General features: G+C 60.6%; 21 protein-coding genes. 10 read left to right on the forward strand and 11 right to left on the reverse strand.

Features of this window, described 5'->3' with window-relative positions; all coding sequences use genetic code 11:
* The first annotated feature begins 66 nt into the window (after window positions 1–66).
* Complete coding sequence (locus ASE80_RS07555) at window positions 67–540, forward strand: Lrp/AsnC family transcriptional regulator (protein WP_017531067.1); 474 nt, start codon at window positions 67–69, stop codon at window positions 538–540.
* Between the two features lie 131 nt (window positions 541–671).
* On the opposite strand, the gene catA is transcribed toward ASE80_RS07555, so the two are convergent.
* Genes catA through ASE80_RS07570 form a run of 3 tightly spaced genes read right to left on the reverse strand, consistent with a single transcriptional unit; the run spans window position 672 to window position 3,073 of the window.
* Window positions 672–1,601 (reverse strand): catechol 1,2-dioxygenase, encoded by a 930-nt coding sequence (gene catA, locus ASE80_RS07560; protein ID WP_056858360.1) that lies wholly within the window; start codon window positions 1,599–1,601, stop codon window positions 672–674.
* A gap of 41 nt (window positions 1,602–1,642) precedes the next feature.
* Window positions 1,643–1,933: a muconolactone Delta-isomerase gene (catC, locus tag ASE80_RS07565; RefSeq protein ID WP_056858361.1), complete on the reverse strand. Its 291-nt coding sequence runs from the start codon at window positions 1,931–1,933 to the stop codon at window positions 1,643–1,645.
* A gap of 12 nt (window positions 1,934–1,945) precedes the next feature.
* Window positions 1,946–3,073 carry a muconate cycloisomerase family protein gene (locus ASE80_RS07570; RefSeq protein ID WP_056858362.1) on the reverse strand — a complete coding sequence of 376 codons (1,128 nt, stop codon included), beginning with the start codon at window positions 3,071–3,073 and terminating at the stop codon, window positions 1,946–1,948.
* 114 nt (window positions 3,074–3,187) lie between these two features.
* Here ASE80_RS07570 and ASE80_RS07575 point away from each other — a divergent pair, with 114 nt between their 5' ends.
* Window positions 3,188–4,063, forward strand: coding sequence for a LysR family transcriptional regulator (locus ASE80_RS07575; protein WP_056858363.1), 876 nt, complete (start codon window positions 3,188–3,190; stop codon window positions 4,061–4,063).
* A 133-nt stretch (window positions 4,064–4,196) separates the two neighbouring features.
* On the opposite strand, the gene ASE80_RS07580 is transcribed toward ASE80_RS07575, so the two are convergent.
* Complete coding sequence (locus tag ASE80_RS07580) at window positions 4,197–5,189, reverse strand: AraC family transcriptional regulator (RefSeq protein ID WP_056858364.1); 993 nt, start codon at window positions 5,187–5,189, stop codon at window positions 4,197–4,199.
* A gap of 313 nt (window positions 5,190–5,502) precedes the next feature.
* Here ASE80_RS07580 and antA point away from each other — a divergent pair, with 313 nt between their 5' ends.
* The 4 genes from antA to ASE80_RS07600 all read left to right on the forward strand — a co-directional run bounded on the left by antA (window position 5,503) and on the right by ASE80_RS07600 (window position 10,111).
* Window positions 5,503–6,894: an anthranilate 1,2-dioxygenase large subunit gene (antA, locus tag ASE80_RS07585; RefSeq protein ID WP_056858365.1), complete on the forward strand. Its 1,392-nt coding sequence runs from the start codon at window positions 5,503–5,505 to the stop codon at window positions 6,892–6,894.
* Window positions 6,894–7,385 carry an anthranilate 1,2-dioxygenase small subunit gene (antB, locus tag ASE80_RS07590; RefSeq protein WP_056858366.1) on the forward strand — a complete coding sequence of 164 codons (492 nt, stop codon included), beginning with the start codon at window positions 6,894–6,896 and terminating at the stop codon, window positions 7,383–7,385. Before antA ends, antB begins: the two co-directional genes overlap by 1 nt.
* Window positions 7,386–7,630: 245 nt before the next feature.
* The gene (antC, locus tag ASE80_RS07595; RefSeq protein WP_056858367.1) at window positions 7,631–8,638 is read left to right on the forward strand and encodes an anthranilate 1,2-dioxygenase electron transfer component AntC; all 1,008 of its coding nucleotides are present in this window, start codon (window positions 7,631–7,633) and stop codon (window positions 8,636–8,638) included.
* 72 nt (window positions 8,639–8,710) lie between these two features.
* Complete coding sequence (locus ASE80_RS07600; RefSeq protein WP_056858368.1) at window positions 8,711–10,111, forward strand: amino acid permease; 1,401 nt, start codon at window positions 8,711–8,713, stop codon at window positions 10,109–10,111.
* A gap of 175 nt (window positions 10,112–10,286) precedes the next feature.
* Here ASE80_RS07600 and kynA read toward each other — a convergent pair whose 3' ends face one another.
* Window positions 10,287–11,144, reverse strand: a complete 858-nt coding sequence (gene kynA, locus ASE80_RS07605; protein WP_017137968.1) for a tryptophan 2,3-dioxygenase — start codon at window positions 11,142–11,144, stop codon at window positions 10,287–10,289.
* Entirely contained in the window at window positions 11,141–11,791 is a 651-nt protein-coding gene (gene kynB, locus ASE80_RS07610; RefSeq protein ID WP_056858369.1) for an arylformamidase, read from the reverse strand. The genes kynA and kynB overlap by 4 nt, the downstream gene beginning before the upstream one ends.
* A gap of 374 nt (window positions 11,792–12,165) precedes the next feature.
* On the opposite strand from kynB, the gene ASE80_RS07615 reads away from it, so the two are divergent.
* Window positions 12,166–12,510 carry a cupin domain-containing protein gene (locus ASE80_RS07615; protein ID WP_003194115.1) on the forward strand — a complete coding sequence of 115 codons (345 nt, stop codon included), beginning with the start codon at window positions 12,166–12,168 and terminating at the stop codon, window positions 12,508–12,510.
* Between the two features lie 105 nt (window positions 12,511–12,615).
* Entirely contained in the window at window positions 12,616–13,866 is a 1,251-nt protein-coding gene (locus tag ASE80_RS07620; protein WP_056858370.1) for an OprD family porin, read from the forward strand.
* A gap of 51 nt (window positions 13,867–13,917) precedes the next feature.
* Here the strand turns inward: ASE80_RS07620 and mmsB are convergent, their stop codons facing one another.
* Window positions 13,918–14,805 carry a 3-hydroxyisobutyrate dehydrogenase gene (mmsB, locus tag ASE80_RS07625; protein ID WP_056858371.1) on the reverse strand — a complete coding sequence of 296 codons (888 nt, stop codon included), beginning with the start codon at window positions 14,803–14,805 and terminating at the stop codon, window positions 13,918–13,920.
* Window positions 14,806–14,820: 15 nt separating this feature from the next.
* A complete protein-coding gene (locus tag ASE80_RS07630; RefSeq protein ID WP_056858372.1) occupies window positions 14,821–16,338 on the reverse strand; it encodes a CoA-acylating methylmalonate-semialdehyde dehydrogenase in 1,518 nt (505 codons plus the stop codon).
* 130 nt (window positions 16,339–16,468) lie between these two features.
* Here ASE80_RS07630 and ASE80_RS07635 point away from each other — a divergent pair, with 130 nt between their 5' ends.
* Together ASE80_RS07635 and ASE80_RS07640 are read left to right on the forward strand one after the other, a co-directional pair.
* Window positions 16,469–17,416, forward strand: coding sequence for a LysR family transcriptional regulator (locus tag ASE80_RS07635; protein ID WP_017137973.1), 948 nt, complete (start codon window positions 16,469–16,471; stop codon window positions 17,414–17,416).
* 326 nt (window positions 17,417–17,742) lie between these two features.
* Window positions 17,743–18,033 carry a DUF3077 domain-containing protein gene (locus ASE80_RS07640; protein WP_017137974.1) on the forward strand — a complete coding sequence of 97 codons (291 nt, stop codon included), beginning with the start codon at window positions 17,743–17,745 and terminating at the stop codon, window positions 18,031–18,033.
* A 303-nt stretch (window positions 18,034–18,336) separates the two neighbouring features.
* Here the strand turns inward: ASE80_RS07640 and ASE80_RS07645 are convergent, their stop codons facing one another.
* The 3 genes from ASE80_RS07645 to ASE80_RS07655 are packed head-to-tail and all read right to left on the reverse strand — an operon-like array spanning window position 18,337 to window position 20,658.
* Window positions 18,337–18,828, reverse strand: a complete 492-nt coding sequence (locus ASE80_RS07645) for an OmpA family protein (RefSeq protein ID WP_056858373.1) — start codon at window positions 18,826–18,828, stop codon at window positions 18,337–18,339.
* Between the two features lie 4 nt (window positions 18,829–18,832).
* Entirely contained in the window at window positions 18,833–20,095 is a 1,263-nt protein-coding gene (locus tag ASE80_RS07650; RefSeq protein WP_056858374.1) for a diguanylate cyclase domain-containing protein, read from the reverse strand.
* Window positions 20,092–20,658 (reverse strand): YfiR family protein, encoded by a 567-nt coding sequence (locus tag ASE80_RS07655; protein WP_056858375.1) that lies wholly within the window; start codon window positions 20,656–20,658, stop codon window positions 20,092–20,094. Before ASE80_RS07655 ends, ASE80_RS07650 begins: the two co-directional genes overlap by 4 nt.
* Between the last annotated feature and the right edge of the window lie 13 nt (window positions 20,659–20,671).

Here is a 20,671-nt window from a genome sequence, read left to right on the forward strand (position 1 = left end):
GTAACAGGCTAATTAAGCTGAAGGAAATTCGAATTTAACCCCCAAACACGCGGATTTATTCTAAGCATGATTCTCGACGCCACCGACCTGCGCCTCCTGCATTTTTTGCAACAGGATGGGCGCATCAGCAACCAGGAATTGGCGGAAAAAGTCGCCCTGTCGCCCTCCGCCTGCCTGCGCCGTTTGCGCCTGCTGGAGAGCGAAGGAGTTATCAGCGGCTACCGCGCCGTGTTGAATGCCGAACAGTTGGGGATTGAGCTGGAGGCCATCGTGCACCTGTCGTTGCGCCAGGATGTGGAGGACTGGCACGAGACCTTTATCAAGAAGGTGCAAGGTTGGCCGGAGGTCGCCAGCGCCTATGTGATCACCGGCGCCAGCAACTATGTATTGCGCGTGCAGGCGCGTAACCTCAAGCACTTTTCCGACTTTATCGTGAACCACCTGAACCGCACGGCCGGGGTGATGGATATTCGTTCGGAGATTGTGTTGCAGAAGATCAAGGATCGGGATGAGGTGTTGGACCTGGTCGTCCGCAAATAGCCAGATGCTCGTTCCCACGCTCTGCGTGGGAACGTCTCCTGTGACGCTCTGCGTCACGCCTTTAAGAGCGGACGCGGAGCGTCCTGGGCGGCATTCCCACGCCGAGCGTGGGAACGATCTTCCTCGTTTAATCAGTCTTCGAGGGCACGAACGCGCTGCATGCGCTTTTGCTCTACCGGTGCGTCTGCCAGCTGCAACTCAAAGTCAAAATCAATCTGCGCAAACCGCCCTTGCACCCCAAACTCCCGCGCCAATTGCTGATCCTCACTAAACCGAATCTCGGCGATCAACTCATCGCGCGTCGCGTAGGCAAAATCATCATGCAGGTACGGGTCGTCCGACAGGTTGATCTGCGTGGTGAGGTGCCGATGCCCTGGCGCCGAGATGAAGAAGTGGATATGCGCCGGCCGCTGCCCATGGCGCCCCAGTTGGTCGAGCAGTTGCTGAGTCGGCCCGGTCGGCGGGCAACCGTAGCCCGACGGCACGATGCTGCGGAACCGGTAGTTGCCCTGGGCATCGGTCTCAATGCGCCGACGCAGGTTGAACTCCGATTGCGTTGGGTCAAACCACGAATAGGTGCCACCCGTGTTGGCCTGCCACACATCCACAATCGCACCCGCCAACGGCTTGCCGTCGGTGCCCCGCACTTGCCCGCGCATAAACAGCGGCACCGCGTCGTCCTTGCCATCGTCCAGCCGCGCTTCGTAGTGGCTAAGCGGTGCGCCAGCCACGTACAGCGGGCCTTCGATGGTGCGGGGCGTGCCGCCGGATTTGCCGGCCTGTTGGTCCGCAGCGTCCATCAGCAGGTCCAGGTAATGCTCCAGGCCCAAGCCGGCGGCGAGCAAACCCGCTTCCTGATGCTTGCCCAATTCGTTGAGGTAATTGACCGCCTTCCAGAACTCTTCCGGGGTCACGTCCAGGTCTTCGATGATGTTTACCGTATCGCGCAGGATCCGATAGATCAGCGCCTTGGCGCGCGGGTTGCCGCCGTCGTTATGGTTGCCGCTGGCTTCTTCGAGAAACGCCTGGGCGTCGGCAGTCTGGGACAGTCGGATGGACATGGTGCAAATCCTCATCTTGTAATTATTGGGTGAAAACGGGCTTAACGGTCGTCCTCATGGATCGACGAAGGGTGGCGGCACAGGGCGTTCACTTCGATGGCCATGTAGGGAAAAAGCGGCAGTTGCATCAGCAGGTCATGCAGGTCTTGCACGCTGTCGACGTCGAATACGCTGTAGTTGGCGTAGTGCCCGGCGATGCGCCACAGGTGGCGCCATTTGCCTTCTTGCTGCAGGCGCTGCGCCAGGGCTTTCTCCTCCGCCTTGAGGCTGGCGGCGCGCTCGGGGTTCATGTCCAGCGGCAGATTCACGGTCATTTTTACGTGGAACAACATGGCAGGCGCCTCTTAGTGTGTGTCACGACGCAAGAACGCCAGGCGCTCTTCATCAATGGCCAGGCCCAGGCCCGGTGCGGTGGAAACATGCAGCTCAAAATCGCGATACACCGGCGGCTCGGTGAGGATGTCTTCGGTGAGCAGCAGCGGGCCGAACAGTTCGGTACCCCACGCCAGCGTGTTCAGCGTAAGAAAGGCATGCGCCGACGCCAACGTGCCGATGCCGCCTTCGAGCATGGTGCCGCCGTACAGGCCGATGCCCGCCGCCTCGGCAATCGCGGCGGTGCGCAACAGCGCACGCGGGCCGCCGTTTTTGGCGATCTTTAGCGCGAACACTGAAGCCGCGCCTTCGCGGGCCAGGTTGAAGGCGTCCTCCACACATTCAATCGATTCATCGGCCATGATCGGCGCCGGGCTCGACAGGTTGAGCCGGGCCATGCCGCCACGGTTGTTGCGCGAAATCGGCTGCTCGATCAGGTCGATGCCGTTATCGCCCAGCACCTTGCAGGCGCGCAGGGCCAAAGCTTCGTCCCAGGCCTGGTTGACGTCGACACGCACACTGGCGCGCTCGCCCAGGGCTTTTTTGATCGCGAGCACATGGGCCAGGTCGCGGCTGACCTCACCGGCGCCGATCTTCAACTTGAAGATACGATGGCGGCGCAGGTCGAGCATCTTTTCGGCTTCGGCGATGTCCTGTTCGGTGTTGCCACTGGCCAAGGTCCAGGCCACCGGCAAGGCGTCGCGCACACGCCCGCCGAGCAGTTCGCTCACCGGCAGGTTCAGGCGTTTGCCCAACGCATCGAGCAAGGCGCTTTCGATGCCGGATTTGGCAAAGGTGTTGCCGCGAATGCTGCGCTCCAGGCGCAACATGGCCGCGTTGATATTGCTTGCGTCCTGGCCGATCAGCAGCGGCGCGAAGTGACGGTCAATGTTGACCTTGATGCTGTCCGGGCTTTCGTTGCCGTAACTCAAACCGCCGATGGTGGTGGACTCACCGATGCCTTCAATGCCGTCGGCGCAGCGCAGGCGGATGATCACCAGCGTCTGGTTTTGCATCGTGTGCATCGCCAGCTTGTGCGGGCGAATGGTGGGGAGGTCGACGATGATGGTCTCGATCGACTCGATGGCGCAAATCGGCATGGCTATACCCGTTGGGTTCTTTATAGGTTTGAGCCGATTCTGTGCCGTATTTTTAAAGGCTTCCAATATAGAATGGGTCTCGAACGATACCCTCAAGGTATGAAAGGAGCCGATATGGAACTGCGTCATCTGCGCTATTTCCAGGTGCTGGGTGAAACCCTCAACTTCACCCGCGCCGCCGAACGCCTGCACATCGCCCAGCCGCCATTGAGCCGGCAGATCCAGCAACTGGAAGATGAACTGGGCGTGATTCTGCTGGAGCGCGGCCGCCCGTTGCGGCTGACCGAGGCCGGGCGGTTTTTCTATGAGCACGCCAATGGGCTGCTGGAACAACTGGCCAAGGTCTGCGACACCACGCGGCGCATCGGCCAGGGCGAAAAGACCTGGCTGGGCATCGGCTTCGCACCCTCGACCCTGTACGGCGTGCTGCCGGAGTTGATACGGCGGCTGCGCAACCATGAGGCGCTGGAGCTGGAATTGGGCTTGTCGGAGATGACCACCCTGCAGCAAGTCGAGGCGCTTAAGGCCGGGCGCATTGATGTGGGTTTCGGGCGCATTCGCATCGACGACCCGGCCATCGTCCAGCGCGTGCTGGTGGAAGATCGACTGGTCGCCGTATTGCCCGCCGGCCACTCGCTGCTGGGCGCGCCCGCCACCCTCGCGCAATTGGCCGCAGAGCCGTTTGTGCTCTACCCCGGCAACCCGCGCCCCAGCTATGCCGACCATGTGATTGCGCTGTTCGACGCCCATGGCTTGAGCCTCAAGGTGGCGCAGTGGACCAACGAGTTGCAGACGGCGATCGGGCTGGTGGGCGCAGGGATGGGCGTGACGCTGGTGCCGGCCTCGGTGCAGGTGTTGCACCGGGCGGATATTGGCTACACGCCGATTGTAGAAGCCACTGCGACCTCGCCGATTATCCTGAGCCGGCGTGTGAATGATCAGTCGCCGGGGCTGAGTCATTGTTTGCAGTTGGTTGAGGAGTTGATCTGAAACCCTCCAAACAGCGCAACTCCCCTGTGGGAGCTGGCTTGCCTGCGATAGCGGTGGGTCAGTTAACCAGGATGCCAACGGGTCCACCGCCATCGCAGGCAAGCCAGCTCCCACAGGTTGATCTTCATTGTTTTCAAATGCTGCGCAGGCGCTTGCGCTGCAGGGTTTGGCTGGGGGATTCATCAAACAACTTGCGATACTCCGCCGAAAACCGCCCCAAGTGGGTAAAGCCCCAGCCCAGTGCGATCTCGGAGATGGTGCGGATTGAACCGTGCTCGAGGATTTCCTGGCGCACGGCACCCAGCCGGTACTTTTTCAGGTAAGCCATCGGTGACAGCGCAAAGTATTTGCGAAACGCATCGAACAGCTTGAACCGCGATACACCCGCGGCCACTTCCAGGTCCTCCAGATTCACCGTCTCGCGGGCATTGTCATAAATGTACTGCCGCGCCCGGATCAAATAATGCGGCAGCTTCACGCCCAGCACGGCGCGCAGCTCTTCTGAATAGTTGTTCGGCTGGGCCAGGATCAAACCCTTGATCAGCGAGCTTTCCAGATCTCGCGTAAACGCCGCCTGCTCATACAACTCGCTGCTGCATTCAAGCTCGGCAATAAAATAACGCGCCATGCGCCACCACGACGCCGAAGCACCGTCCACCGCGTCCATCACCGGCTCAAAACGCAGCGGCGCCTCGATAGGCCGTTGCAGCAAACCCTCCAGGGACTCACTCATCGCCGCCCGCGTGATCACCACCTGCAACTTGCGGCAGTCGCCGGATATCGCCAGCACCTGATGCTCGTTGGGCGACAAAATCACGCCCTGGTCACGGTTGGAACTGAGCTGCTGACCGTTCTTGCTCAACTCCTGCTCGCCCACCAACGGCAGGCTCAGGCTGTAGCTGCTGAAGTGCTCGGCGTCTTCGATATCAATGGTCACGTCGGTGCCGTACTCGATCACGCCCAAGGTGGTGGCGCGGGACTTGAACACGTTGGCGCTGTGGTGAAAACGCAGGCGCTCGGGCGTGCTTGTCGCCAGGCGGTGCGGCCCGCAGATGCCGGACATCCAGCTGCAGGCGCCTTCCAGATCGAAGCGTTGAATATGGATTTCGCGTGTATGGCTACTCATCAGGGTGCACCCACGGCGGTTAGGCGGTTGCGCGCTCTGGCGGCGCGTCGTTGGCAATCGACAGCAAGTTCTACGCCACGCCCGCCTGAATGCAACCGGGTGGATAGCAACCGTCGACTATGTGGATAAGCCGCAGGCGTTTGCGACCTTCCCTTGGTATGACAGTAGCGCATGGCGTCACCTGGGCGCACTGAACTGGGTATTTGCTGCCCAATTTTGCGGCCTGCCTTCCCCCATTAAGCGGATAGCCCGCGCCCTGCCCCACTGCCTCTAATAACCCACCGATTAGCCCCTATCAAAAAAGGTGCCTCCCATGAGTGGTGCAAGAAGCGTCGAGCAGTGGAAAACGTTTATCGAAGGTTGCCTGGACTTTCGGCCGGTGGACGAAGTGTTCCGCATTGCCCGCGACATGTTCACCGAGCCCGAACTGTTCGATCTGGAGATGGAACTGATCTTCGAAAAAAACTGGATCTACGCCTGCCACGAAAGCGAACTGGCCAATAACCACGACTTCGTGACGATGCGCGCCGGGCGCCAGCCGATGATCATCACCCGCGACGGCGAGGGCCAGCTCAATGCGCTGATCAACGCCTGCCAACATCGCGGCACCACGCTGACCCGTGTCGGCAAGGGCAACCAGTCGACCTTTACCTGCCCGTTCCACGCCTGGTGCTACAAGAGCGACGGCCGGCTGGTGAAGGTCAAGGCGCCGGGCGAATACCCGGAAGGTTTCGACAAAGCCACACGCGGCCTGAAAAAAGCCCGTATCGAAAGCTACAAGGGCTTTGTGTTCATCAGCCTCAACGTGCAAGGCACCGACAGCCTGGAAGACTTCCTCGGTGACGCCAAAGTGTTCTTCGACATGATGGTCGCGCAGTCCGCCACCGGTGAACTGGAAGTGCTGCCGGGCAAATCCGCCTACACCTACGACGGTAACTGGAAGCTGCAAAATGAAAACGGCCTGGACGGTTATCACGTCAGCACCGTGCACTACAACTACGTGGCCACGGTGCAGCATCGCCAGCAGGTGAATACCGAAAACGGCAGCGGCTCCGCCAGCACCCTGGACTACAGCAAACTCGGCGCCGGCGACGCGAATACCGATGACGGCTGGTTCGCCTTCAACAACGGCCACAGCGTGCTGTTCAGCGACATGCCCAACCCCAGCGTGCGCTCGGGCTACGCCACCATCATGCCGCGCCTGGTGGATGAACACGGTCAGCAGAAAGCCGAGTGGATGATGCACCGCCTGCGCAACCTGAACATCTACCCGAGCCTGTTCTTTCTCGACCAGATCAGCTCGCAGCTGCGCATCATCCGCCCGGTGGCGTGGAACAAGACCGAGATCATCAGCCAGTGCCTGGGCGTGAAAAACGAGTCGGACGCCGACCGCGAAAACCGCATTCGCCAATTCGAGGATTTCTTCAACGTGTCGGGCATGGGCACGCCAGATGATCTGGTGGAATTTCGCGAAGCCCAGCGCGGTTTCCAGGGCCGCCTGGAACGCTGGAGCGATATCTCACGGGGCAGCCATCGCTGGGAAACCGGGCCGACACCGAACAGCGAAGCCATCGGCATTCAACCGGCCATGACCGGCACCGAATTCACCCACGAAGGCCTGTATGTGAACCAGCACCGTAACTGGCAGCAATTTCTGCTCAAAGGCCTGGACCAGCAAGCGCTGACACTGCGGGAGGTGAAGTGATGGATGCCCAATTGCAGTACCGGATCGAGCAATTTTTCTATCGCAAATCCGAACTGTGCGACGCCCAGGACTGGGATGCCTACGTGCAACTGTTCGACCCGCAGAGCGAGTTTCACTTGCCGCAATGGGACTCGGAACACGTCTACACCCGCGACCCCAAACGCGAGATGTCGCTGATCTACTACGCCAACCGTTCGGGCCTGGAAGACCGCGTGTTCCGTTTGCGCACCGGCAAGGCGGCGTCCGCTACGCCGATGCCGCGCACCTTGCACCTGATCAATAACGTGCGGATCGCCGAGCAGGCAGACGGCACGCTGGAGGTGAAGCTGAACTGGCACACGCTGTTCTATCGACTCGCCACCTCAGAGCAGTTCTACGGGCCTGCCACTTACCACCTCAAGCCGGATGGCGACAGCTGGCTGATCACTCGCAAGCACGCCTTGCTGCTCAACGACACCATCAACTCGGTGCTGGATTTCTATCACCTGTAGCAGAGAAATTTTGTGACAAGCACCGTCCTGTGGCGAGCGGGCTTGCCCCGCGTTGGGGCGCGAAGCGGCCCCTGGCCCAGGCACTGCGGTTTGACTGGATAAATGCGGTGACTTTATTGGGGCTGCTTCGCAGCCCAACGCGGGGCAAGCCCGCTCGCCACAACAAGCCCGTTTGCCACAACAAGCCCGGTCGCCACAAAAGCTCACGGGGCAGCCACAAAAATCAGATACGCGGAGTTATGCGGATGAATCACAAAGTGGCCTTCAGTTTTGCCGACGGCAAAACCCTGTTTTTCCCGGTAGGCGCGAATGAAATCCTGCTGGATGCGGCATTGCGCAACGGCATCAGGATCCCCCTCGATTGCCGTGAAGGCGTGTGCGGCACCTGCCAGGGCCGTTGCGAGTCCGGCGATTACACCCAGGATTATGTCGACGACGAAGCCCTCTCCAGCCTCGACCTCAAGCAACGCAAGATGCTCAGTTGCCAGACGCGGGTGCAGTCCGACGCTACGTTCTACTTCGATTTTGAATCGAGCCTGTGCAATGCGCCGGGGCCGGTGCACGTGCGCGGCAAGGTCAGTGGGGTGCAGCGGGTGTCGGCCAGCACTGCGATTTTGCAGGTGACCCTGGACGATTCACTGGACTTCCTGCCCGGTCAATATGCCCGTCTGTCGGTTCCAGGCACCGACCGTTGGCGTTCGTATTCTTTTGCCAACCGGTCGGGCAATCAATTGCAGTTTCTGGTGCGCCTGTTGCCCGATGGTGTCATGAGCAACTACCTGCGCGAACGCTGCCAGGTGGGTGATGAAGTGCTGATGGAGGCGCCATTGGGTGCCTTCTACCTCAGGCATGTCACCCGGCCGCTGATATTGGTGGCCGGCGGCACCGGCCTGTCGGCCTTGCTGGGCATGCTCGACGAGCTGGCTGCCAGCGGCTGCAACCAGCCGGTCCACTTGTATTACGGCGTGCGCGGGGCCGAGGACTTGTGCGAAGCCCAACGCATCCAGGCCTACACCTCGACAATCCCCGGCTTTCGCTACACCGAAGTGCTCAGCGACCCGTCGCCCGAGTGGCCGGGCAAACGCGGCTACCTCACCGAACATTTCGACCTGGCCGAATTGCGGGACGGTTCGGCGGATATGTACGTGTGCGGGCCCCCTCCAATGGTCGAATCCATTCAACAATGGCTGGCGGATCAGGCACTTGATGGCGTTCAACTGTATTACGAAAAGTTTACGCAGAGTAATATCTGACCCCTCAGCGGTTCTGAGGGGTTGATGCGGCGTGCAATCACCCTCAAGAAAAACAAGTAGAAGGGAATGTTAATGGCGGATGACATGGTTAACCCGGTGGGCCTCAAGCGTGGCCTGAAGAACCGGCACATTCAGCTGATTGCCTTGGGAGGGGCGATTGGCACAGGGTTGTTCCTCGGTTCGGCCGGGGTACTCAAGTCGGCGGGGCCGTCGATGATCCTGGGTTACGCGATTGCCGGTTTCATCGCGTTCCTGATCATGCGCCAGCTTGGCGAGATGATCGTCGAAGAGCCGGTGGCCGGCTCCTTCAGCCACTTTGCGCATAAATACTGGGGCGGCTACGCAGGCTTCCTGGCGGGCTGGAACTACTGGGTGCTCTACGTGCTGGTGGGCATGGCCGAACTGACGGCCGTGGGCAAATACATCCAGTTCTGGTGGCCGGAGATTCCGACCTGGGTCAGTGCGCTGGTGTTCTTTGTCGCGGTCAACCTGATCAACACCCTCAACGTGAAGTTCTTCGGTGAAGCCGAGTTCTGGTTTGCGATCATCAAGGTGGTGGCGATTGTCGGCATGATCGTACTCGGCTGCTACCTGTTGTTCAGCGGCACCGGCGGCCCGCAAGCTTCGGTGAGCAACCTGTGGAGCCACGGCGGGTTCTTCCCCAATGGCGGCATGGGGCTGTTGATGTCGATGGCGTTCATCATGTTCTCGTTCGGCGGCCTGGAGCTGGTGGGCATTACCGCCGCCGAGGCCAGCGAGCCGCGTAAAGTGATCCCCAAAGCCATCAACCAGGTGGTCTACCGGATTCTGATTTTCTACGTCGGCGCACTGACCGTGCTGTTGTCGCTGTACCCGTGGGACCAACTGCTGCAAACCCTCGGCGCGTCGGGCGATCCCTACAGCGGCAGCCCGTTTGTGCAGATCTTCTCGCTGATCGGTAACGACACTGCCGCGCACATCCTCAACTTCGTGGTGCTGACCGCGGCGCTGTCGGTGTACAACAGCGGCGTGTACTGCAACAGCCGCATGCTGTTCGGCCTGGCCGAGCAAGGCGATGCGCCCAAGGCGCTGATGAAGCTCAACAAGCAAGGCGTGCCGATTCGCGCCCTTGCCATTTCGGCGCTGGTGACGATGCTGTGCGTGGTGGTCAACTACGTCGCGCCGCACAGTGCGCTGGAACTGCTGTTCGCGCTGGTGGTTGCCTCGCTGATGATCAACTGGGCGCTGATCAGCCTCACCCACATCAAATTCCGCAAGGCCATGGGCGAGCAAGGCGTGACGCCGTCGTTCAAGACCTTCTGGTTCCCGTTCAGCAACTACCTGTGCCTGGCGTTCATGGTGGTGATCATCAGCGTGATGCTGGCGATTCCAGGCATTCGCGAGTCGGTGTATGCGATGCCGGTGTGGGTGGGAATTATCTACATTGCCTACCGGTTGCGGATCAGAAACGCGAAAGTAGCCGTGGCGCAGTGATACCTGTGGGAGCCGGGCTTGCCCGCGATGGCGGTGGGTCAGTCAGTGGATGGGCTGGCTGACACACCGCTATCGCAGGCAAGCCAGCTCCCACATGAAGCGGACGCAGAGCGTCCAAAGCGGCATTCCCACGCAGAGCGTGGGAACGATCAGCCCCGGAATTCCGGGGCTTTTTTTAGAGCGTGGAACGCACTCGCCACAGTTCGGGGAACAACACCGTGTCGAGCATCTTGCGCAGGTAACCCACGCCTTCCGTGCCACCGGTGCCGGGCTGGAAGCCGATGATGCGCTCCACCGTGGTCACATGCCGAAAGCGCCACTGGCGGAATGAGTCTTCCAGGTCGATAAACTTCTCGGCCAACTGGTACAAATCCCAATACCGACTCGGGTCGCGATACACCTCGCGCCACGCCGCCTCCACCGACTCATCGTGAACCGTGGCCGCCGTCGGGTCGCGTTCGGCGCGTTTGGGGTCAATCGCCAAACCCGCTTTAACCATCAGGTTGATCGCCTCGTCATACAACGACGGCGTGGCAATCGCCACTTTCAACTCATTCAACAGTTCTGGCCGATGCGCATGCGGGCGCAACAGTGCTGCGCTTTTATTGCCGAGGATAAATTCGATCTCGCGGTACTGGAACGACTGGAACCCCGACGACTGCCCCAGGAACGGGCGAATCGCCTTGTATTCCGACGGCGTCATGGTCGCCAGCACGGCCCAGGCGTGCACCAGTTGGTCGAAGATCCGCGACACCCGCGCCAGCATCTTGAAGGCCGGCGGCAACTCACCCAGGCGCACGTGTTCGCGAGCGGCCTTGAGTTCGTGGAGCATCAGTTTCATCCACAGCTCCGAGGTCTGGTGCTGGATGATAAAGAGCATCTCGTTGTGGTCCGGCGACAGCGGGTGCTGGGCACTGAGGACTTTGCCCAGGTCCAGGTAGTCGCCGTAGCTCATGGACTCGGAAAAATTCAGTTCGGCGTTATGCCATTCTTCCGGCGGCTGGTAATCAGGTGAAAAGGGACACTGGCTCATCGCGTGGGCTCCTTGAGCGGGCGCAGAATGGCACGGACGGGGCTGGCGTCCAGGTTGGCAAAACGCAGCGGCAGCGCGATCAACTCATAATCGCCCTCCGGCACGTCATCGAGCACGATGCCTTCGAGAATCGCCATGCCATGGCGGGCCACGGCATTGTGCGAATCCATGGTCTTGGACTGTTGCGGGTCCAGCGACGGTGTGTCGATACCGATCAAGCGCACGCCCAGGCTGGCGAGCAGTTCAATGGTTTGCGGGGCGATGGCGGTGAAATTCGAGTCCCATTCGGTCAGCGGCGCTTGTGGATAAGTACGCAGCAGCACGCGCTCAGGCAAGTTATCCACACGCCCTTGCAATTGATGCGGCTGCACCAGTGCGCCGCTGCCCAGGCAATACAGCACCCGGCATGGGCCCATGTACACATCCAGCGACACCTCACCGATCGGCGCGCCGTCGGCGCTGTAATGCAGCGGCGCATCCACATGGGCGCCGGTGTGCGGCGAAAAGGTCACACGCCCTACATTCACCGGGCACTCAGGGCCGAACTGCCATACGCGCGCTTCCTGGAACGGCGTATCGCCCGGCCAGGTCGGCGTCGCCGTACTCAAGGGCGGGCTGATATCCCACCACGTTTTTATTGGGTTCATTGCAAGGCTCTCACTCGTACTTGGGTGAATGATACGAGGGCCAGCCGTGCATTTTCTTGCTAATTCCTGCGCAAGGCGGGAAATATTTCGCAGTTACTGCGAGGAAACAGCGGTTTACCGCACAAACCTATCACACAAGAATTCCTCCATTCCCAGTGGGAGCCGGGCTTGCCCGCGATGACGGCGGCACAGCTTGCATCTCCAGCACCTGACACTCCGCTATCGCGGGCAAGCCCGGCTCCCACAGGGGTTTGCGGCGCCTGGTGAATCACGACGCACCTGCGCTTCTGGGCATCCCGATGTCGAGTTCAGACCACTGGCCCAACGCCCAAGGCCTTAGGGTGGACGCTTCCATTCCCTGCCTCGGAGCCATCATGTCCAAGCCCATCACCGTACTGCGCGATACCCACCCGCTACCTGTCCTGGATGCCTGCAAGTGGGAAAAGCTCGAGGGCGACCCGCACACCGTCAACCTCAACGCCTACACCAGCGAAGACGGCAGCAAAATCATGGGCACCTGGATCTGCACACCGGGCAAGTGGTACGTGGAATACGTGAAATGGGAATACTGCCACTTCCAGGAAGGCTACTGCGTGATCACCCCGGAAGGCATGGCGCCGATTCACCTGCGCGCCGGGGATATCTTCGTGGTGGAACCCGGCATGAAGGGCACGTGGGAAGTGGTCGAGACCGTGCGTAAGTATTTTGTCTTCGCGTAAATCACACCAGACAAATCCCTGGCTAACTTCAGCTTAGTCCTAGCGTGAGTCACAATTCCTTAAAGCACCCTGCGATGAGTCCCCTCTCTCACGCAGGCTGCCCAAGTGAACGTTCTGACCAAAATATGCACGCTGAATATCTGCATTTTTCTCGCACCCTCTGCCTTTGCTGACTTCATCAACGACAGCACCGGCAAGCTGGAACTGAAAAACGTCTACTACAACCGAGACTATCGCGACCCCGATGCCACGCAGTCCAAGCGCGAGGAGTGGGCACAAGGTTTTGCCTTGCAGCTTGAGTCGGGGTTTACCGAAGGCACCGTGGGCGTGGGGGTCGACGTACTGGCAATGGCGGGGTTCAAGCTCGACTCGAGCGCCAGCCGCACCCGCACCGGCCTGCTGCCCGTGCGTGAGTCCGGTAAAGCCGAAGACAGCTACGGCGAGATAGGCGTAACGGCCAAATTCAGGGCCTCGCAAAGCACGCTGAAAATCGGCACGCTGGCCCCGCCGTCACTGCCGATCCTGGAAAAGAACCTGGGCACGCTGCAACCGCAATACTTCAAGGGCATGTACCTGCGCTCGCAAGAGCTGCAAGACCTGACGCTGGATGTGGGCAGAATTACCCACGTCAACCAAGGCAACTCCACCAACTTTGAAGCCTTGGGTGTCGGCACGGGTTCACGCAAAAACATTGTTGTGCGGGGCAAGAACCAATCGAATGCATTCGACTTTGCCGGCGGCAGTTACGCCTTCAGCAAACACCTCACCGCCAGTTACTACCGCAGCGCGCTGGATGACCTCTACACCCAACACGCAGCCTCTGTGCAACACACCTACCCCGTGGCAGAGAACCAAAGCCTGAAAAGCGAACTGCGTTACGCGCGCTCTGCCGACAACGGCAACACCAACATTGACAACACCATGTGGGGCGCCGCACTGAGCTACTCACTGGGCTCACATAAGTGGACCGGCGCCTATCAGACCATGGCCGGCAAAACCGGGTTTGCGTCACTCAGGGGCAGCTTCTCTTCGCTGGTGAATTTTTTCCAGTACAGCGACTTCGCCAATAAAGATGAAAAATCCTGGCAGGCTCGTTACGACTACGATTTCACCGCACTGGGCGTTCCCGGCCTGTCGATGTTTACGCGCTATGGTTCAGGCAGCAACGTCGACCGCGGCCCGGGGCGCTCGGATGGCCGCGAGTGGGAGCGGGATATCGACGTGACCTATGCATTCCAGAACCCGACCCTGAAAAACGTCAAGGTCCGCCTGCGCAATGCGGTGGTGCGTTCCAACTTTGAGCGCAATGTCGATGAAAACCGCTTGATCGTGAGCTACGAACGGCCTCTGTGGTAACCACCGGCAAAAACCCGGGAGCCCGCCCGACGCGGGCTCCCGGAAACGCCCCTACTGGGGTTTGCGATAGCTGTTGATGATGGCCGAGAAGTCTTTGCCACCTTCCCCACGCTGACTCATCGATTGATACAACTGCTGGGCCACGGCGCCGAGGATCACCGGTTGCTTGGCCTGGCGCGCAGCTTCAGTGGCCAGGCCCAGGTCCTTGAGCATCAGGTCGGCGCCGAAACCACCGGTATACCCACGGGACGACGGCGCAGTTTCAATCACGCCCGGCCATGGGTTGTAAGTATCGGAACTCCAGCAGCGCCCGGTGGAGCTGTTGATGATGCCGGCCAGCACTTGCGTGTCGATGCCCAAGGCATCGCCCAGGGCCATGGCCTCGCTGACGCCGACCATGCTGATGCCGAGCAACAGGTTGTTGCAGATCTTGGCGATCTGGCCGGTGCCGACGTCGCCGCAATGCACGATATTGCGGCCCATCTGCGCCAGCACCGGTTGCAGGGTGGCGAACAGTTCCGGGGTGGCGCCGACCATGAAGGTCAGCGTCCCGGCGCTAGCACCACCGGTGCCGCCAGAGACTGGAGCATCAGCGATCACCACACCTAGCTTGGCCGCCGCAGCGGCAACCTCGCGAATGGTTTGCGGGTCGATGGTGCTGCAATCCACGGCCGGCACGCCTTCACCCATCCCGGCGAGCACACCGTCTTCATTCAGCCAAACGCTGCGCACATGGGCGGCGGCGGGCAGCATGGTAATCACCAGCTCCGCGCCTTGTGCCGCTTCACGCGGTGAGCCTGCGACGGTGGCGCCCAGTTCTGCGAACTCCTTGAACACGCCTGGATTTACGTCGAACACATTCAGCTTATTGCCAGCCAAAAGCAGGTTTCGGGCCATGGGCGCGCCCATGTTGCCCAAGCCGATAAATGCAATCTTCATGATCGTCTCCCCAAATCAGCGCAGGTTGATGGTGGTGTTGACGCCATCGTTGACCGTGTCGTCGTCGAACCAGCGACTGGTGACGGTTTTGGTCTGGGTGTAGAACTGCACCACTTGCTTGCCATACGGGCCGAGGTCGCCGAGCTTGGAGCCACGCGAACCCGTGAAGCTGAAGAACGGCACTGGCACCGGAATCGGGATGTTGATACCGACTTGGCCTACATCGATTTCGCTCTGGAACTTACGCGCCGCCGCACCGCTTTGGGTGAACAGGCCAGTGCCGTTGCCGAACGGGTTGGCGTTGACCAGCGCGATGGCCTCATCCAGCGTGGCGACTTCCAGCACCACCAGCACCGGGCCGAAGATTTCCTGGGTGTAGATCTGCATATCGGTGGTCACGCCCGAGAACAGGGTCGGGCCGACAAAGTTGCCGTGTTCGAAGCCTGGCACCTTGATGTCGCGGCCGTCCAGCTCCAGCTTGGCGCCTTCTTTCACGCCGCTTTCGATCAGTTCCAGGATGCGCGCCTTGGCGCGTTTGGAGATCACCGGGCCGACATCCGTGCCCGCTTCGCTGCCGGCATTGACCTTGAGTTTTTGCGCCAGCGCTTTCAAATCCGGCAGCCACTGCTTGGCCGCGCCCACCAGCACCACCACCGAGGTGGCCATGCACCGCTGGCCCGCCGCGCCGAAACCGGCACCTACCAGGGCATTCAAGGTGTGTTCGCGGTTGGCGTCCGGCAGCACCACGGCATGGTTCTTGGCGCCCATCATCGACTGCACACGCTTGCCGTGTTTGCCGGCCAGGTCGTACACGTGGGTGCCGACGGCGGTCGAACCGACGAAAGAAACTGCCTTGATATCTTTATGGGTGCACAGCGCATCCACCACATCCTTGCCGCCGTGCACTACGTTGAGCACGCCGGCCGGCACACCGGCTTCCAGCGCCAGCTCTACCAGCAGCATCGTCGACAGCGGGTCTTGCTCGGACGGTTTGAGCACGAAGGTGTTACCGCAGGCAATCGCCATCGGGAACATCCACAACGGAATCATCGCCGGGAAGTTGAACGGGGTAATACCGGCGCACACGCCGATGGGCTGGCGCAGGGTGTAGGTGTCGACGCCACCGGCGACGTTTTCAGCGAACTCGCCCAGCTGCAAGGTGCCAATGGAACACGCGTGTTCGACCACTTCCAGGCCACGGAAAATATCGCCTTCGGCATCGGCAATGGTCTTACCCTGCTCGGCGCTGAGGACTACGGCGATGCGCTTGGAATGCTCGCGGATCAAGGCCTGCAGCTTGAGCATGATGCGCATGCGTGCGCCGATCGGCGTGAGCTTCCAGGTTTGAAAAGCTTGAAGGGCGGCGTCAATGGCGGCGTTGACTTCATCGGCGGTGGCGAAAGGGACTTTGGCCAGCACCTCTTGAGTGGCCGGGTTAACGATGTCTTGCCAGTGGGTGGTCTTGGACTCGACCCATTCACCGTTGATCAGCAACTTGACCTGTTGCACGGAAATATCGGCAGAAGCGTTCATGTGGTCTCCAATCTTATATTTATGCAGAGACAAGGCGCGTAAACCGCCTTGGGAAATGAGGCGTTCGGACTGTTTTTGGAGTATAGATGTGCAAATCTCTAATAAGAACGCACATAAAAGCCGGTCCAATATGCAAAAAAACATCACGTCACTAGGCTCCCTGAACTGGGATGACCTGAAGTTTTTCCTCGAAGTGGCCCGCACCCGCAAGGCCAGCGTCGCCGCCAAGCGCCTGGCGGTGGACTACACCACCGTGTCGCGGCGCATCAGTTCGTTGGAAGTGTCGCTGGGCACATTGCTGTTCGAAAAATCCCGGACCAACGGCTTCGTGCTCACCACCGAAGGCCAGCGTTTGCTGGGGTATGCGGAGTCCATCGAAAGCACGCTGCACATGGCCTGCGAACAGGTTTCCGGCTCCGGCGTGGCGCTGTCCGGCCATGTGCGCATGGGCTGCACCGAAGGTTTCGGCAGCTTCTTCGTCACGCCGCAACTCAGCCACTTTGTCGACACTTATCCGGCAATCTCGGTGGATATTTTGCCCCTGCCCCACTTCATCAGCCTGTCCAAGCGCGAAGCCGACATAGTGATCGCCCTGGAGCGCCCGGAACACGGGCCGTATGTGTGCTGCAAACTGTGCGACTACAAACTGCAGCTGTACGCGACCCAGGACTACCTCGACCAACACCCGCCGATCCGCAAACCGGCGGATTTGGCCGAGCATCCGTTTATCAGCTATGTGGATGATCTGGCGTTCAGTTCGGAGCTGTTGTACCTGGCCAACGTGGTGCCCGGCGCCAGCGCGAGTTTGCGCAGTACCAGCGTGATCGCCCAGTACGTGGCGGCGCAGCAGGGCCGGTCGATGGCGATATTGCCGTGCTTTTTGGCAGCGCAAGACCCACGGTTGTTGCCGGTGCTGGGCGAGCAGATTGCGATTACGCGGCAGTTCTGGATGTATTGCCGGGAGGATTTGAGGAAGCTGAAGCGGATTACGTTGTTGTGGGATTACATCAGGGAAGTGACGGAGCAGAACGCGGGGTTGTTGATGGGGGAAACGCGGGAGATGAGGTTCGCGGATTAAAGGGCCATCAGCGACGATTCGCTTTAATTTGCAGGACGTTTCCTAGAGACTCTCTACCCTATTGCGCCTTACCGTTTGGGTCACTAGCCTCCTGACTTCGCTGCTCATCAGCGATCGGGTTTAGCGACTCGGATTAGTTGGGATGTGATGCCAAAGTATTGCCAGGCTTCTTGCCTGTCTTTACCGTTTTATGGCGGCTGTACGCGGGAGACCTTCGGGTCTGCCGGGTTCCCAAATTTACCGGTTCGCTAACCCGTGTACAGCTGCCACCTCTTCATGTTTAGCGACATGCCGCGGTGCCCCCTACTGCAAATTTGGGAAACATCATGTCAAAAATCGTCCCCGATCCACCGCTTTCCTCCATCACCACCCTCGGCGTCGTCACCTTCGGCGATTACGGCGAAAACCAAAAACCACTGTTCCGCGTCAACTCCGGCATGCCCATCGAGCAAGCCCTGGAACACGCCTCCACCCTGCTGTTTTACTCCAAGAAACTCGCCATGGAAGCCGCCATGGATGTACGCGGCGAGCAATACGCCTGGGCCGCACACTACCTGTGTGAGATGGGCAAAGCCGTGGTGGATGACCTGACACAAGCGATGACGCCTACGAGCTAAAGGCTAGATCGCAGATCGTTCCCACGCTCTGCGTGGGAATGCCGCCCTGGACGCTCTGCGTCTGCTCTTGAAGTCGTGACGCCGAGCGTCACAGGATGCATTCCCACGCGGAGCGTGGGAACGATCGGTGACAGTTGAAGGGTGGTGGGTACAGGATTCAGGTCTGGCACAAATAAGTGTGGGAGCTGGCTTGCCTGCGATGGCGGTGGGTCAGGCAGCTTATCTACTGCTGATACACCGCCATCGCAGGCAAGCCAGCTCCCACCGTTGACCGCATTGCCACGTTGGGATTGAGTGAGGTGCTTAGTCGGCAATCACAACGATCGACACGCGCCGGTTCTCGGTGCGGCCTGCCACGGTGGTGTTCGACGCCACCGGTTCGCTGCTGCCCAGGCCGCGCAGTTGGACGTTTTCTTCTTTCATGCCCACGCTGGTCAGCACCTTGCCCACGCTTTTTGCGCGGCGCAGGGACAGTTGCTGGTTGTAGGTTTCTTTGCCCGAGGCATCGGTGTGGCCGTCGACGCGCACGCGCTCGATGCCGGCGCCCGTCAGGGCTTTGCCGATGCGTTCGACGATGTCAGTGCTGGCTTTGTTAAGGCTTTCGACGTCGCTGCCGAACAGCACTTTGCCGGACAGGCCGAACGCCCAACCTTCGTCGGTGAGTTCAAAGCCTTGTTGTTTGAGGACCGCGACTTGGGCGGGGGTCAGGCCTTTGGGTGGCGGCGTCTGACAGCCGCCGAGGGCCAAAAAGGCCACCAGCAAAGTGATAAACAGAACACGCGTTTTCGAGAACAAGGGATCAACTCCTGTGTTGAACATTGGCAGCGGTAGGCTCCGCCTCCGCCGTTTGCTGGCCGCCCTGGGACAGCCGCTTGGCTTGGTACATGGCCGCGTCGGCGGCATTGAGCAGGGTGCCGGGAGTGGCGCCATGATCGGGGTAGATGGCGATGCCGATACTGAGGGAGGTCAACACCTGGGTATTGCCGGGCAACGGGATCGGCTTGTCCATGCTGGCAATGATCTTGTCGGCAATGCGCTGGGCATCCTCGGCCTTGTGCAGCGGCGCCAGCAGGATCGCGAACTCATCACCGCCCAGGCGCGCCACCAGGTCATCCTCACGCAGTTGTGCACGCACACGCTCGGCGACGGCGACCAGCACGGCATCGCCGGCGGCGTGGCCGAAGTTGTCGTTGATGTCTTTGAAGCGGTCGCTGTCGAGGAACAGCACCGCCACCTTCTCATTGACCTTGGCGGCGCTGCGCAGGGCGCGGATCATTCGGCCCTCGAAAAATGCGCGATTGGGCAAGCCGGTGAGGCTGTCGTGGCTGGCCTGGTGCGCAAGGGTTTCATTTTCACTTTGCAGGTGGCTCTGCCAGGCTTCCATCTCGCCGAGCAGGGCGTTGAAGTCGCTGCCGAGGCTGTCGAGTTCGGCGATCTGCGCCGGCGGCACGCGCCGGTCGAAATCGCGCTCGCTGCGGGCGGCGTGGGCCACGGCGGCGAGGCTTTGCAGCGGTTGGGTGATGCCTTGCAACAGGCGCCGCGCCAGGTATAACGCGACCCAGGCGCTGAGCGCGGTACAGATGAGAATCCCGGCCAGGCCGCTGAGCAAGAAACGCAGCAGGCTGCCGCCATGGCCGATCAAGTGAATGCTGCCGACGGGTTGGCCCTGGTGCAGGATCGGCTGGCTGATGGGCTGTTCGAGCAGGGTGTGCGCCACCGCCAGTTCAACCCTGGAGAGCATGCCGGTATCGGGCCGTATCCATTGCGCCAGCAGCTTGCCGTTGGCATCGAAGACTTCGGCCTGGGCCACTTCTTCGGTGGAGGCAATCAGGCTCAGGGCCTCGGTGGCGGCGGCACTGTCGTCGAACACCACTGCCGCCTCAACGGTGTAGTTGATGGAGCGCGCGATCAGGTGCAGGTTGTGCTCGGCATACACACGCAGCGCCAACACGCCGAGCAGGGTCAGCGACACACTGGCCAGGGTCACGGCCACCAGTGCCAGGATCAAATGCCCACGGCCAATGACCGAACGCAAGGTCGGCCGCACTTTAGCGGTACTCATGGCGCTGGCGCTCGACGGCGGGACAGTTGCAACACGCTGGGGTGAATACGCACGCCACTGCGGGCGACGGAGTCCAGGTTGACCTCAAACGACACTTGCTCATCGCTTACGCGCAGGCAGAACAGACTGCCCACGGTGCATTGGTCGCCGCCTTCGCTGATGCTGAGCACCGGGTGACCGATCAATGAGGTGAACAAACGGCCGCGTTCATCGGCGGAGAGTTTGCCGATGTAAATGGCGTCGCAGGCGCTGACGATATTGGGATTATCGGCCAACAGGCGCTGCACCACTACCGGGCGGCCAGTGGCCTGGGTGGTGCCTTTGATCAGGTCGTCGGTGTATTGGGTGGGGCCGACGATGCACAAGCGCAGTTGCGCAGGCTCCACCGGCCAACGGGCATAACTGAGGATGCCGAGTACCACTTGGGTGACCGCCTGGGCGCGGTGATCCGCCAGGCTGGGCGTCTGCGCAAATACACGCGGGGCGAGCAGGCATAGCACCGCCACCAGTAACATGCGTCTCCAGCTCAAACTGCGCTCTGTGGGCGAGACAGCCACGTTCATGCAGCGATTCTCT

The sequence above is a fragment of the Pseudomonas sp. Leaf15 genome, from assembly GCF_001421425.1.
GTDB lineage: Bacteria > Pseudomonadota > Gammaproteobacteria > Pseudomonadales > Pseudomonadaceae > Aquipseudomonas > Aquipseudomonas salomonii.

Coding starts and splice junctions, on each gene's coding strand:
- mmsB (WP_056858371.1), bottom strand. CDS start 14,805: ATGAAGATTGCATTTATCGGCTTGGGCAACATGGGCGCGCCCATGGCC.
- ASE80_RS07630 (WP_056858372.1), bottom strand. CDS start 16,338: ATGAACGCTTCTGCCGATATTTCCGTGCAACAGGTCAAGTTGCTGATC.
- ASE80_RS07600 (WP_056858368.1), top strand. CDS start 8,711: ATGGCGGATGACATGGTTAACCCGGTGGGCCTCAAGCGTGGCCTGAAG.
- ASE80_RS07650 (WP_056858374.1), bottom strand. CDS start 20,095: ATGAGTACCGCTAAAGTGCGGCCGACCTTGCGTTCGGTCATTGGCCGT.
- ASE80_RS07635 (WP_017137973.1), top strand. CDS start 16,469: ATGCAAAAAAACATCACGTCACTAGGCTCCCTGAACTGGGATGACCTG.
- ASE80_RS07615 (WP_003194115.1), top strand. CDS start 12,166: ATGTCCAAGCCCATCACCGTACTGCGCGATACCCACCCGCTACCTGTC.
- antC (WP_056858367.1), top strand. CDS start 7,631: ATGAATCACAAAGTGGCCTTCAGTTTTGCCGACGGCAAAACCCTGTTT.
- ASE80_RS07575 (WP_056858363.1), top strand. CDS start 3,188: ATGGAACTGCGTCATCTGCGCTATTTCCAGGTGCTGGGTGAAACCCTC.
- ASE80_RS07580 (WP_056858364.1), bottom strand. CDS start 5,189: ATGAGTAGCCATACACGCGAAATCCATATTCAACGCTTCGATCTGGAA.
- antB (WP_056858366.1), top strand. CDS start 6,894: ATGGATGCCCAATTGCAGTACCGGATCGAGCAATTTTTCTATCGCAAA.
- kynA (WP_017137968.1), bottom strand. CDS start 11,144: ATGAGCCAGTGTCCCTTTTCACCTGATTACCAGCCGCCGGAAGAATGG.
- ASE80_RS07655 (WP_056858375.1), bottom strand. CDS start 20,658: ATGAACGTGGCTGTCTCGCCCACAGAGCGCAGTTTGAGCTGGAGACGC.
- ASE80_RS07640 (WP_017137974.1), top strand. CDS start 17,743: ATGTCAAAAATCGTCCCCGATCCACCGCTTTCCTCCATCACCACCCTC.
- kynB (WP_056858369.1), bottom strand. CDS start 11,791: ATGAACCCAATAAAAACGTGGTGGGATATCAGCCCGCCCTTGAGTACG.
- ASE80_RS07570 (WP_056858362.1), bottom strand. CDS start 3,073: ATGCCGATTTGCGCCATCGAGTCGATCGAGACCATCATCGTCGACCTC.
- antA (WP_056858365.1), top strand. CDS start 5,503: ATGAGTGGTGCAAGAAGCGTCGAGCAGTGGAAAACGTTTATCGAAGGT.
- catA (WP_056858360.1), bottom strand. CDS start 1,601: ATGTCCATCCGACTGTCCCAGACTGCCGACGCCCAGGCGTTTCTCGAA.
- catC (WP_056858361.1), bottom strand. CDS start 1,933: ATGTTGTTCCACGTAAAAATGACCGTGAATCTGCCGCTGGACATGAAC.
- ASE80_RS07555 (WP_017531067.1), top strand. CDS start 67: ATGATTCTCGACGCCACCGACCTGCGCCTCCTGCATTTTTTGCAACAG.